The organism is Catellatospora paridis, assembly GCF_009720365.1.
GTDB lineage: Bacteria > Actinomycetota > Actinomycetes > Mycobacteriales > Micromonosporaceae > Catellatospora > Catellatospora paridis.
Genome location: NZ_ML769314.1, coordinates 537,084 through 550,137, shown reverse-complemented (window position 1 = coordinate 550,137; position 13,054 = coordinate 537,084). Strand labels below are relative to the sequence as shown.

Genomic DNA, 13,054 nt, shown 5'->3' with positions numbered 1-13,054 from the left:
TGTGCCGCTCTCGCGCAGACACCAGCTTCTTTGTCAAAGCCCGCCACCAAGCCGGTGCCTGCTGCACTTCATCTTCACTCACGTGGGTTAACCACACTCGTGTAATTTCGGTGCCAGCCGCCAGGCTACCGCAGGGGTGGTCGCATTCCGAGCAATGCGCTGCCGATGCGCACATGTGTCGCGCCGCACGCCACAGCCTCGTCCAGATCGTCGCTCATGCCCGCGGAGACCACCGTCGCATCAGGATGTGCCGCCCGGATCAGCGCGGCGCACCGGGCCACCTCGGCGAAGGCGCGCTCGGGCGCCCAGTCCAGCGGGGCCACCGCCATAACGCCGCGCAACCGCAGCGCGGGCGACGCGGCGACGGCCTCCGCCACGCGCAGCAGCGCCCGATCAGGATCGTCGCCGAGCGCCAGCGCGCCGCCCCGCTCCGCGTCACCGTCCACACTGAGCTGCACCAGCGCATCGAGCGGTGCCGGCCGGCCCTCGCCGGCCGCCCGCGCCGCCGCGGCCCCCAGGGCCGTCGCCAGCCGCACCGAGTCGACCGAGTGCACCATCGCGGCGTAGGAGGCCACGGAACGGGCCTTGTTGCGCTGCAGCTGCCCGATGAAGTGCCAGCGCAGGTCCGCCCCTGCCGCGGCCGTCTCCGCGGCCTTGGGGGCGGCCTCCTGGTCGCGGTTCTCCCCCACGTCGGCGACCCCGAGGGCGGCCAGGTGCAGTACGTCGGAGGCGGGGTAGGTCTTGGTCACCGCGACCAGGGTGATCTCGCCCGGGGCGCGCCCGGCCCGCGCGGCGGCCGCCGCGATGCGCTCGCGCACCGCCGCCAGGTTCGCCGCGATCTGCTCGCGCCGCTGCTCGTCAGTCAAGATCAACCTCCGCACGAAAGAAGCTCCGGTCATGCTGTTCTTACCGCATGGCCGGAGCTTCGATCACGAGAGCCTGTGCTTGCTACGACCCGTTCTTCAAGAAGTCCGGGACATCCACGTCGTCGAAGAGCACCTTGCGCTGCGACTGCGTGGGAGGCGTGTTGGTCGGCGTCGGGTGGCGCAGGGTGGGCGCCTCCACCGGCGGGGTGACCTTGCGCGGGATCTCCACCGGCTTGTAGGACGGCGAGCCGCCGTCGAAGCCGGCCGCGATCACGGTCACCCGCACCTCGTCGCCCAGCGCATCGTCGATGACCGCGCCGAAGATGATGTTCGCGTCCGGGTGGGCCGCGTCGGTGACCAGCTGCGCCGCGTCGTTGATCTCGAACAGGCCGAGGTCGGAGCCGCCCGCGATGGACAGCAGCACGCCGCGCGCGCCGTCCATGCTCTGCTCCAGCAGCGGGCTGGAGATGGCGCGCTCGGCCGCCTCCACCGCTCGGTTGTCGCCGCGGGCGCTGCCGATGCCCATCAGCGCGCTGCCGGCGCCGCTCATGACGCTCTTGACGTCGGCGAAGTCGAGGTTGATCAGACCCGGCGTGGTGATCAGGTCGGTGATGCCCTGGACACCGGACAGCAGCACCTGGTCGGCCTGGCGGAACGCGTCCATCATGGTGATGCCGCGGTCGCCCAGCGCCAGCAGCCGGTCGTTGGGGATCACGATGAGCGTGTCGCACTGGTTGCGCAGCTCCTCGATCCCGGACTCGGCCTGGACCTGGCGGCGCTTGCCCTCGAAGGAGAACGGCCGGGTGACCACGCCGATGGTCAGCGCACCGAGCTTGCGGGCGATGTTGGCGACCACGGGCGCGCCGCCGGTGCCGGTGCCGCCGCCCTCGCCGCACGTCACGAAGACCATGTCGGCGCCCTTGAGCACCTCCTCGATCTCGTCGCGGTGGTCCTCGGCGGCGTTCTTGCCCACGTCGGGGTTGGCCCCGGCGCCCAGGCCCCGGGTCAGCTCCCGGCCCACGTCGAGCTTGACGTCGGCGTCGCTCATCAGCAGCGCCTGCGCGTCGGTGTTGATGGCGATGAACTCCACGCCCTTGAGGCCGACCTCGATCATGCGGTTGACGGCATTGACGCCACCGCCGCCGATGCCGACGACCTTGATGACCGCGAGGTAATTGTGCGGAGGTGTCATCGGACCCTTCCTTCGAGGCTCTTGTGCCACAAGGGCGAGGGCTGCGCCCCCACCCGGCCTAGCTTGCCGCAACGGCGGAGGCGGACCTCCGGTCATTGCCGCTCCGGCAGCGGTTCCGGGCGAGAACCCTAAACCTCTACTAGAGCCTTACGGTTATGTCAATCATTGTCTTGTACGGAAACGTAAGCGTCGGCACGCTGTGATCCAAGGACCACTGCGGCGTGTCTCGTACTCCACTATGGAGACCTCGCGCACGCCACCGCGGCCGCGGGCCGCCCGCGGGGTCAACCGAGGGTCACGACCTCCGGCACGCCGCTGACGTCGATGCGCTTGTCCGGCTTGGCCAGCAGGGCGTCCGCCACCTTCGCCTTCATCTCGCTCTCCTCAGCGTCGCCCCAGGTCACGACCCGGTCCCCGGACATCTCCAGCCTGATCCGGGCCGGCCCCTCCACGACCAGGGTGGCCAGTTCGGACCGCAGCCGCTTGGTCAGCGACCGCAGCACCGTCAGCGCGGACTGGGTGGACACGTCCTGCGGACCCGGCGTGGCCAACTGCACCCGCACGACTCCGGACGGGACGCTGGAGACCGTACGGTAGATCACACCATGATCATCGAAAAGATCGTACTTCTTTCCGTTGGGCACCGCGCCGACCGGCGTCCGCTCGACCACCTCGATGACCAGAGTGGACGGCCAGCTGCGGCTGACGGTGACCTCCCGGGCCGGGGGCAGCGCCGCCACCCGGGCGCGCACCGCCTCGGTGTCCACCCGGGCCAGCGGCGTGCCGTCGGTCACCGCCGCGGTCACGCGCACCTGGTCCGGTTCCAGGATCAGGGCGCCCTCCACCCAGACCTCGCGCACCCCGAGCACCGGGGAGACGAAGACCAGCCAGCCCAGCACACCCACCACCGCCAGCGCGCCGGCGGCCAGGCCCAGTCGGGCCACCAGCAGCCGGCGGCGGCGCACCCGTCCCGCCCGGGACAGCGGGATCCGGGGGCGCCGCATGAACTGCCGGACCCACGGCGGGATGGCGTCGGTGCCGGCCCGCACGAGCCGCCAGCGCCGCCGCGATCCGTCGCCCGCGGCGGCGCCGGCGGCGTTGGTGTCGCGAGTCCGGCCCTCGGGCATCAGCCCAGCTCTCGCGCGTCCGGCGAGGCGTGACGGGCGACGTATCCGTTCGGGGAGACCGGGTCGGTGGGCTCCGCCAGGGCCGCCATGAGTTCGTCGCCCATCAGGGAGATCGGCGGCGCGCCCATGGTCACCACCACGTCGCCCTCGCGAGCCCGGCGAACCACCTCACCCGGCACGTCCTCCCAGGACGGCACGAAGATCTTCTGCTCGGGCGGCAGCGGGACCGCTGCGGTCAGCGCCACCCCGCCCTCGCCCGGTTCGCGCACCTCGCCGGGGCCGAAGACCTCCATGATCACGGCCTCGTCGGCGAGGCCCAGCGCGGCGGCCATCTCCTCCTGCAGGTCCCGGGTGCGGTACATGCGGTAGGGCTGGAACACCACCACCAGGCGGCCGTCCCCGGCCACCTCGCGCAGCGTGTGCAGGGCGGCGGTCATCGAGGTCGGGTGGTAGGCGTACTCGTCGTAGACGCGTACGCCGTTGACGATGCCCTTGAGCTCGAAGCGGCGGCGCACGCCCGGGTGCGCCGCCAGCCCGGCCGCCACCACCTCCGGGTCCACGCCCAGCTTGAGCGCGGTCAGCACGGCCGACGCGCTGTTGAGGCCGAGGTGCCGGCCGGGCACCGGCATGGAGAACTCGCCGAGCTCCTGCCCGTTCAGCGCGGCCAGGTAGCGCACGCCCGCGGCGGTCGTGGTGATGTCGGTCAGCCGCAGGTCCGCGTCGGGCGACTCGCCGTACGTGAACACGGTGCGCCCCAGCTCGCGCAGCCGCGCGGTGACCCGCATCGCGCCCGGGTCGTCGGCGCAGGTGATCACGAAGCCGTCCGGCTCGACCAGCGTGCCGAACTCGACGAAGGCGTCCTCGAGGTTGGCCAGCGTGCCGTACGTGTTGAGGTGGTCCTCCTCCACGTTCGTGATGATCGACACGTGCGGCCGGTACAGCAGGAACGACCGGTCGCTCTCGTCGGCCTCGGCGACGAAGAACTCCCCGGTGCCGTGGTGGGCGTTCGAGCCCACCTCGGAGATCTCGCCGCCGATCACGAACGACGGGGCCAGCCCCGCCTGCTGCAGGATCAGGGTGATCATCGAGGTGGTGGTGGTCTTGCCGTGGGTGCCGGCCACCGCGATGGTGCGCCGCCCGGTCATCGACGCCGCCAGGGCCTCGGAGCGGTGCAGCACGCGCAGCCCGCGCTTGCGCGCCTCGGCCAGCTCCACGTGGTCGGCCGGGATCGCGGTCGAGTAGATGACCGTGTCGACGCCGTCCAGGTTCGACACGTCGTGGCTCATGTAGATCGTGCCGCCCAGCGCCCGCAGCGCCGCCAGCGCGGGCCACTCGCGCAGTTCCGAACCGGACACCGGCACGCCGCGGGTCAGCAGCAGCCGGGCCAGGCCGCTCATGCCGACGCCGCCGACGCCGATCATGTGTACCCGGCCCAGGTCCTCCGCGGTGAGCACACCCGCCGGGATCATCTCCGCCGTCTCCACTGCACGCCTCCCTAGTTTCGCTTCGCCGACGCCAGCGCGTTCAGCAGGAACGCCCGCAGTTGCTCATCGCCGTCCCGCCGGCCGTACGCCGCGGCCGCGTAGCCCATCGTGGCCAGCCGGGCCGGGTCCGTGACCAGCGGCAGCACGTTCTGCTCGATCCACTGCGGGGTCAGCTCGGCGTCGTCCACGATAAGTCCACCACCAGCCTCAACGACCGGGAGCGCGTTGCGCCGCTGCTCGCCGTTGCCGTACGGCAGCGGAACGTAGATCGCGGGCACCCCGAGCGCGGCGGTCTCCGCGCAGGTCATCGCGCCACCGCGGCACAGCGCCAGGTCGGCGGCGGCGTAGCCCAGCTCCATCTCGTTGATGAACTTGACCCGCACGTACGGCGCGGCCAGGTCGCTCGGCACCTCGAAGTCCTCGTTGCGGGCGCCGATCACGTGCAGCACCTGCACGCCGGCCGAGGTCAGCGCCTTCGCCGAGGCGGCCACGGCCAGGTTGATCGAGCGCGCGCCCTGCGACGCCCCGAAGACGAACAGGGTCGGCCGGTGCGGGTCCAGCCCGAAGTGGGCGCGGGCCCGCTCGCGCAGCGCCACCCGGTCCAGGGTGGTGATGGACTGCCGCAGCGGCACGCCGACCACGGCCGCGCCGCGCAGCGACTCGTCCTGGCGCGGCTGGTGCGGGAAGCCCACCGCCACGTTCTCGGTGAAGCGCATGCCCAGCTTGTTGGCCACGCCGGCGGGCACGTTCACCTCGTGGATCACGATCGGCGTGTGCCGCCGCCACGCGGCCAGGTAGGCCGGGACGGAGACGTACCCGCCGAAGCCGACGACCGCGTCCGCCTCGACCTCGTCCATGACCGCACGCGCCGCCTTGGTCGACCGGAACATCCGGTCCGGGGTGCGCAGCAGGTTCATGTTCACCGAGCGGGGCAGCTGGTACGCCGGGATGTGCCGCAGGTCGTAGCCGGCCGCCGGGATCAGCTCCGTCTCCAGGCCGCGCGGCGTGCCCAGGCACGTGATGCGCACGTCCGGGTCGTGGCGGCGCAGACAGTCCGCGAACGCCAGCAGCGGGTAGATGTGCCCACCGGTGCCACCACCGGCCAGCACCACCGACCGCAACCGGCCGTCACCTGACACCATCACCGTCTCCTCTCACCCGGACCACCTGCATTGCCGGACCGTCCCGGCGACCCGCCCGAACGGCGGTCCCCCGGGGACTGTCCCGCGGTGCGCGAGGCCGGCTCCTTCGCCTGCATGTCCCTCGGCTGCGCTGCGCGCGCCTTCACCACCTCCGTCGCCGCGGTCGCGGCGGCCGCCGTGTCGGCGGGTCGCGCCGGGGACGGCAGAGGTGGCAACGGCGCCCACACTAGCTGGGCCCACTTCGGGGCCGGACGGGCATGCAGGGCTCGCGCCGCGTCCGGCTCCGCGCGGGCGAACGACGCGAGCATGCCGACCGCCGCCAGGGTCACCACCAGGGCCGTGCCGCCGTCGGAGATGAACGGCAGCGGCAGGCCGGTGATCGGCAGCAGTTTGACCACCCCGCCGATGTTGATGACCGCCTGCGCGACCAGCCACAGCGTCACCGCGCAGGCCGCCATCCGGCGGAACGGGTCGTTGACCCGGCGGGCGATCCGCAGCCCGGTGAAGGTCAGCACGGCGAACAGCGACAGCACCACCAGGCAGCCCACCACGCCGAGCTCCTCGGCGATGACCGCGAAGATGAAGTCGTTGTGCGCGCTGGGCAGCCAGTTCCACTTCAGGCTGCTCTTGCCCAGCCCGACCCCGAACCAGCCGCCGTCGGAGATCGCCAGCAGCCCCTGCTTGGACTGGTAGCACGTGTCGTCGTTGGCGGTGCAGGTGATGACCTCGGCATCGGTCTGGAAGAACGCGCCGAACCGGTCCGACCGGTAGCCGCCCAGGCCGGGCGCGACGATCAGCAGCGCGATGCCGGCCAGGCCGGTGCCGATCAGCATGCCGAAGTAGCGCATCGGCGTGCCGGCCGCCCAGAGCAGGCCGATGAACAGGATCAGCAGGCACAGCATGGTGCCCAGGTCGGTGTAGCCGACCAGCACGAACAGCAGCCCCACCAGCGGAAACAGCGGCGAGAACAGCTCACGCAGGCGCACGATCGAGTTGCCCTTGCGGGTCAGCACGTCCGCGCCCCACAGCACCAGCGCGAACTTCGCCAGCTCGGACGGCTGCAGCTGCACCGGCCCGAGGTAGAGCCACAGCGTCTCGGAGTGGATGAAGCCGATCCGCGGCTCGGGCAGCACCTTGGAGGCGTGCAGCAGCGCGATGCCGTCCATCAGCACCAGCAGCACGATCGACACGGTCAGCGCGACCGGGGCCATGGCCCGGAAGGTGCGCCGCGGCAGGCGCTGGCAGACCCAGAACGCGGCCAGGCCGACCACCGCGGCGATGACCTGCTGCGCGATGACCGCGAACGCGTTGCCGCTGGCGTTGTACGCCGCGACGCTGGTCGCCGAGTACACCATCGCCAGCCCGATCACCAGCAGCAGGCCCGCGCTGGCCAGCAGCAGGTAGTACGAGGCCAGCGGCCGGGACAGCAGCCCGCGCAGGGCGGCCAGCCAGGTGAACAGGTCCACCCGCAGCGCGCGGGGAGCCGGCGTGCCCGCCTGCTCGGGCGGGGCTGCCGTACGGGCGTCACCGGTCATCGAGAGGACTCCGATCTCGGCCGCTGCGGACGGGGTGCTGTTCTGTTGTGCCGGGCGCCGCGCGGCGCGGGCCGGGTCAGCCGGGCAGGGCGCGCACCGCCTCGGCGAACGCGTCGCCGCGGCGGGCATAACTGGGGAACATGTCCAGGGACGCGGCGGCCGGTGCGAGCAGCACGGTGTCGCCCGGCTCGGCCAGCCGGGCAGCCGCCTGCACGACCTCCGCCATCGCCCCATCATCCGTGCGCGCGACGTCCACCACCGGCAGCCGCGGCGCGTGTCGTGCCAGTGCCGCGGCGATCTCGGCGCGGTCCACGCCGAGCAGCACCGCCCCGGCCAGCCGGGGCGCGATCCGGGCGACCAGCTCGTCGATGTCGACGCCCTTGAGCTGCCCGCCGGCCACCCACACGATCCGCTCGTACGAGGTCAGCGAAGCCTGCGCGGCGTGCGGGTTGGTCGCCTTGCTGTCGTCGACCCAGGTCACGCCGTTGACCGTGGCCACGTGCGCGTTGCGGTGCGGTTCGGGCACGTAACCGGCCAGGCCGCGCCGGATCGCCTCGTGCGGCACGCCCACCGACAGCGCCAGCGCGGCGGCGGCCAGGGCGTTGGCCACGTTGTGCGCGCCGACCGGCCGGATGTCGGCCAGGGTGGCCAGCTCGTGGGCGTCACCGTCGCCGGTGCGGTCCACGAGCACGTCCTCGACCACGCCGACGCAGCCGGGCGGCGGCACGTCGAGGGTGAACCCGACCAGCCGGCCGGGCAGCCCGGCGGCGTGCAGGCCCTCCAGCAGCGCCCTGACGCGCGGATCGTCCAGGTTGCCGACCGCGGTGCCCCCGGTGGCCGCGGAGCGCCACACGGCGGTCTTGGCCCCCGCGTAGTGGTCGAAGCCGCCGTGCCAGTCGAGGTGGTCGTCGGCCAGGTTGAGCAGCGCGCCGCCGTGCGGGGCCATGGTCGAGGACCAGTGCAGCTGGAAGCTGGACAGCTCGACGGCCAGCACCTCGTACCCGGCGGGGCCGCCGGCCTGGGCGTCGACCAGCGGGGTGCCGATGTTGCCCAGTGCCGCCGTGCGCAGTCCGGCCGCGCCGAGGATCGAGGCCAGCATGGTGACCGTGGTGGTCTTGCCGTTGGTGCCGGTGACCGCCAGCCAGCGGGGTCCGTCCGGCTTGCGCAGGCGCCAGGCCAGCTCCGGCTCGCTGTACACCTCGACCCCGGCGGCCGCGGCGGCCAGCGCCAGCGGATGGTGCGGCGGGAAGCCCGGCGAGACGACCAGGTCGTCGATCCCGGACAGCAGCTGCCCGGGGTCCGGCTCACCGATGATCACGGTGAAGCCGGCGTCCGCGAGCCGCTCGGTCTCCGCCGAGGCGGCCCGGTCGACCAGCGTCACCTTGGCACCGAGGCCCGCCAGGGCGGTGGCGCAGGCGGCTCCGGCCACCCGCGCCCCGGCGACCAGCACCGAACGGCCCTCGTACATCGATGTCACCCCATCACGCGCAGGAAGTCGCTGTAGAAGATGCCCAGGCCGATCGCCACTCCGATGCCGCCGATGATCCAGAAGCGGACGACGATGTTGACCTGGCTCCAGCCTGCCAACTCGAAGTGGTGGTGCAGCGGCGACATGCGGAAGACGCGTTTGCCGGTGGTCCGGAAGGAGATCACCTGGATCACCAGCGACATCGTGATGATCACGAACAGGCCGCCGATGATGGGCAGCAGCAGCAGGGTGCGCGTCGACATGGCCAGGCCCGCGATGAGCCCACCCAGCGCGAGCGCACCGGTGTCACCCATGAAGATGCGGGCCGGCGAGGTGTTCCACCACAGGAAGCCGACCAGCGCGCCGGCCGCCGCGGCGGCGATCATCGCCACTTCCAGCGGGTCGCGTACCGCATAGCAGTAGTTGTTGGGGTTCGCGGCGTAGCCGGAGGTGTCGGCGCACCAGTGCTGGTACTGCCAGGCCGCGATGAAGCTGTACGCCCCGATCACCATCACCGACGTGCCGGTGGCCAGGCCGTCCAGGCCGTCGGTCAGGTTCACGCCGTTGGTCGCGCCGAGCACGACGAACACGAACAGGACGATCGCGGCCACCTTGCCGATGTCCAGCCAGCCGATGTCCCGGACGAACGAGATCTTGGTGGAGCCGACCGTCTCGGTGTTCGAGCCCGGGTCGCTCAGCGCGATGATGCCGAACGCCGCGCCGACCAGCAGCTGGCCCAGCAGCTTGCCGCGCTTGTTCAGGCCGCCGCTGTTGCGCCGGCGCACCTTGAGGAAGTCGTCGATGAAGCCGACCGCGCCGGAGAACACGAACAGGCCGAGCAGCACCAGTGCGGTGATGGTCGGGGTGATCTGGGCGATCTGCTTCTCGGGCAGGGTGGTCAGGCTCAGGTGCGCCACCACGTAGGCGATGACGGTGGCGAAGATGAACACCACGCCGCCCATCGTGGGCGTGCCCTTCTTGGCCAGGTGGGTCTGCGGCCCGTCGGTGCGGATGGGCTGGGCCGCCTTGAGCCGGGTGAAGGCTTTGATGGCAATGGGGGTGCCGAAGAGGGATACCGCGAACGCCACCAGGATCGCGACGATGATGGATCTCATCGGTGGCCGTCTCCGTCACTCGCACCCTGCAGGGCACGTGTCTCGCGCAGTGCGTCCACCACATCCCAGGTCCGGTAGCGCGAACCCTTCACCAGCACGACGTCTGCGGACCGCAGACGCTCCCGCAGCACGCCGATCGCCGCGGCCTGATCGCTGACCAGCACCGACTCACCTTCCCACTGCCGCACCGAGGCCGCGCCGTCGAGGATCGGCGCGGCTGACTCGCCCACCACGATGAGCAGGCCGACGCCGAGCGTAGCCGCCAGCGCTCCCACCTCGGCATGGCCGTCGCGCTCCGCCGGACCGAGCTCGGCGTGGTAGCCGAGCACCGCCACGGTGCGCCGCTCGTCCTGACCTGCCCCGCCGAGGGTGCGCAGCGCGCGCAGCGCCGCCGCGGTCGAGGCCGGATTCGCGTTGTACGAGTCGTCGATGACCGTGACACCGTCGGCACGATCGAAAACATCCATCCTTCGGGTCGAGACGGCGCGCAACCGGGCCAGCGCCGCGGGCAGTTCGGCCCACGGCAGGCCGCAGCGCAGCGCGACGGCAGCCGCCAGCAGCGTGTTGCCCACCTGGTGCGCGCCCGTCAGCCCCAGCTCCACCCGCGCGGACTCGGTTCCTCGCACCACGGTGTACGAGGGACGCCCGCGCCCGTCCAGCACCACGTCCACGGCCCGCAGGTCCGCGTTCTCGGCCTGACCCACCAGCACCGACGGCGCGGCGGTCACGTCCGCCATCGCCGCGACCCGCGGGTCGTCGGCGTTGAGCACGGCCAGCCCGTCCGCGGGCAGCGCCTGCACGATCTCGGACTTGGCCAGGGCGATGCCCTCCACCGAGCCGAACTCGCCGATGTGCGCCACCCCGACGTTGACCACCACGCCGATGTTCGGCGGGGCGATCTCGCAGAGGTCCTTGATGTGGCCGACCCCGCGCGCGCCCATCTCCAGCACCAGGAAGCGGGTGTCCGCGTCGGCCTTCAGCACGGTGTACGGCAGTCCGAGCTCGTTGTTGAACGTGCCCGGCGGGGCCACGGTCGGGCCCAGCTCGCTCAGCAGCCCGCCGATCAAGTCCTTGGTGGTGGTCTTGCCGGACGAGCCGGTGATCGCCACGACCGTCGTGTCGAGCCGGTCCAGCACGGCGCGGGCCAGCCGGGCCAGCGCGACCAGCGGGTCGGCGACCACGATCGTCGGCAGCTCCGCCACCGGGCGCGAGCCGAGCACGGCGACCGCGCCGGCGGCCGCGGCGGCCGGGGCGAAGTCGTGCCCGTCGGCCTTCTCCCCCGCAAACGCGACGAACAGGCCACCAGGCCCGATCTTGCGGGAGTCGAACTCCACGGTGCCGGTCACCCGCGCCTGCGGGTCGCCGCCGTGCAGCGCGCCGTCGACGGCGGCGGCGATCTCGGCCAGGCTCAGCGGGATCATCGGCCCTCCTCGTGTTCGGCGGCCGGGACGGCCTGGTCTGGCGCGGCGTCACGCGATCCACCGGCGTCGCGCGGCGCGGCGGCCGTCTGACCGGAGCCGTAGCGGGCCGTCAGCGCGGCGGCCAGCTCGATGCGGTCGTCGAACGGCAGCACCTCGCCGTTGATCTCCTGGCCGGTCTCGTGGCCCTTGCCGAGCAGCGCGATCACGTCGCCGTCCTTGGCCCGCTCCACCGCCTCAGCGATGGCGGCGCGGCGACCCGCGATCTCGACGACCTCGGCCGCCGAACCCGCCGTGCCCGCGAGCACGCCGCTTCGGACCACGGCCGGGTCCTCGGTGCGCGGGTTGTCGTCGGTGACGATGAGCAGGTCGGAGCCGTGCGCCCCGGCCGCGCCCATGAGCGGGCGCTTGCCGGTGTCCCGGTCGCCGCCCGCGCCGAGCACGCAGATCAGGCGGCCCCCGCGCGAGTCGGCCAGCGAGCGCAGGGCCAGCAGCGCCGCCTCGATCGCGCCGACCTTGTGCGCGTAATCGACCACGCCCACCACCGGGCCGGGCGCGTCGACCTGCTCCAGCCGGCCGGGCACGCCCGGGCAAGCGGCGATGCCGTCGGCGGCGGTGCGCGGGTCGACCCCGACCGCGGTCAGGCAGGCCAGCGCCAGCAGCGCGTTGGCCACGTTGTGGCGGCCGGGCAGCCGCACCCCGGCGGGCACCGGGCCGGCCGGGCCGAGCGCGATGAAGCGCTGCCCGAAGTCCTGCTCGACGATGTCCGCGGCGCGCCACGTGGCGGCGGGGTCGCCGAGAGCGGAGTAGGTGACCGTGGCCGGGCGCAGCAGCGGGCGCAGCGCCGCGTCGTCGAGGTTGAGCACCTCGGTGCGGCAGCGGCCGTCGAACAGCCGCGCCTTGGCCTGGAAGTAGTCGTCGGAATCGGTGTGGAAGTCCAGGTGGTCCGAGCCGAAGTTGGTGTAGCCGCCGACGGCGAAGCGCACCCCGCCGACGCGGCCCATCACCAGCGCGTGGCTGGACACCTCCATCACCACCGCGGTGACGCCGTTCTCCCGGGCCAGCGCGAACAGGGCGTGCAGGTCGGTCGCCTCGGGGGTGGTGCGCACGCTGGTCACCCGGACGTCGCCCAGGCGGGTCTCCACGGTGCCGACCAGCCCGGTCACGTGGCTCGCGGCGCGCAGCCCGGACTCGACGAGGTAGGCGGTGGAGGTCTTGCCGGCGGTGCCGGTCAGCCCGATCACGGTCAGCGCGGCGGTGGGCGAGCCGTAGACGGCGTCGGCGACCGGCCCCAGTGCCTCGCGGGCGTCGGCGACGACGAGCACGGGCACCCCCGCCGCGAGCGCGGGCGCGAGCGCCGGGTGGGCCGCGCCGGCGGCGTCGGTCAGCACGGCCACCGCACCGGCGGCCAGCGCTCCGGGGACGAACTCCGCACCGTGGCGGCGGGCGCCGGGCAGGGCCGCGTACAGGTCTCCGGGCCGCACCTGGTCGCTGGCGTGGGTGATGCCGGTGACCTCGGCCGCCAGCGCCTCCGGCGGGGCCTCGCTGACGGCTCCGGACAGGCTCGCGAGCGTGGCGAGGCCGACCGGCGCCACGCGGGCGGGCCGCAGCGGGGCGGCGGTGGAGCTGAGTTTCCCGGGCACGGCGTCAGACCTTACCCGCTGGCCCATGACCCACCGCACACCTGTGCCCGCTGTGTCTGACTTC

9 protein-coding genes and 1 pseudogene are annotated in these 13,054 nt (G+C 72.8%); all 10 read right to left on the bottom strand.

Annotated elements, in window-relative coordinates:
• Nucleotides 1-125: 125 nt before the first annotated feature.
• Nucleotides 126-899, bottom strand: a complete 774-nt coding sequence (locus tag F9C41_RS11575; protein WP_155386683.1) for a YggS family pyridoxal phosphate-dependent enzyme — start codon at nucleotides 897-899, stop codon at nucleotides 126-128.
• 49 nt (nucleotides 900-948) lie between these two features.
• Nucleotides 949-2,058 carry a cell division protein FtsZ gene (ftsZ, locus tag F9C41_RS11570; RefSeq protein ID WP_120316113.1) on the bottom strand — a complete coding sequence of 370 codons (1,110 nt, stop codon included), beginning with the start codon at nucleotides 2,056-2,058 and terminating at the stop codon, nucleotides 949-951.
• Between the two features lie 284 nt (nucleotides 2,059-2,342).
• A complete protein-coding gene (locus F9C41_RS11565; RefSeq protein WP_155386682.1) occupies nucleotides 2,343-3,185 on the bottom strand; it encodes a cell division protein FtsQ/DivIB in 843 nt (280 codons plus the stop codon).
• A complete protein-coding gene (murC, locus tag F9C41_RS11560) occupies nucleotides 3,185-4,654 on the bottom strand; it encodes a UDP-N-acetylmuramate--L-alanine ligase (protein WP_196279736.1) in 1,470 nt (489 codons plus the stop codon). The genes F9C41_RS11565 and murC overlap by 1 nt, the downstream gene beginning before the upstream one ends.
• A 26-nt stretch (nucleotides 4,655-4,680) precedes the next feature.
• Nucleotides 4,681-5,811 (bottom strand): undecaprenyldiphospho-muramoylpentapeptide beta-N-acetylglucosaminyltransferase, encoded by a 1,131-nt coding sequence (murG, locus tag F9C41_RS11555; RefSeq protein WP_155386680.1) that lies wholly within the window; start codon nucleotides 5,809-5,811, stop codon nucleotides 4,681-4,683.
• A complete protein-coding gene (locus F9C41_RS11550) occupies nucleotides 5,811-7,346 on the bottom strand; it encodes an FtsW/RodA/SpoVE family cell cycle protein (RefSeq protein WP_155386679.1) in 1,536 nt (511 codons plus the stop codon). The genes murG and F9C41_RS11550 overlap by 1 nt, the downstream gene beginning before the upstream one ends.
• Before the next feature lie 76 nt (nucleotides 7,347-7,422).
• A complete protein-coding gene (gene murD, locus F9C41_RS11545; protein ID WP_155386678.1) occupies nucleotides 7,423-8,814 on the bottom strand; it encodes a UDP-N-acetylmuramoyl-L-alanine--D-glutamate ligase in 1,392 nt (463 codons plus the stop codon).
• 5 nt (nucleotides 8,815-8,819) lie between these two features.
• The gene (gene mraY, locus F9C41_RS11540) at nucleotides 8,820-9,929 is read right to left on the bottom strand and encodes a phospho-N-acetylmuramoyl-pentapeptide-transferase (protein ID WP_155386677.1); all 1,110 of its coding nucleotides are present in this window, start codon (nucleotides 9,927-9,929) and stop codon (nucleotides 8,820-8,822) included.
• Nucleotides 9,926-11,350: a UDP-N-acetylmuramoyl-tripeptide--D-alanyl-D-alanine ligase gene (locus tag F9C41_RS11535; protein WP_155386676.1), complete on the bottom strand. Its 1,425-nt coding sequence runs from the start codon at nucleotides 11,348-11,350 to the stop codon at nucleotides 9,926-9,928. The genes mraY and F9C41_RS11535 overlap by 4 nt, the downstream gene beginning before the upstream one ends.
• Before the next feature lie 83 nt (nucleotides 11,351-11,433).
• Nucleotides 11,434-13,029: pseudogene (locus F9C41_RS11530) on the bottom strand (UDP-N-acetylmuramoyl-L-alanyl-D-glutamate--2,6-diaminopimelate ligase); the annotation flags it as partial.
• Nucleotides 13,030-13,054 lie beyond the last annotated feature (25 nt).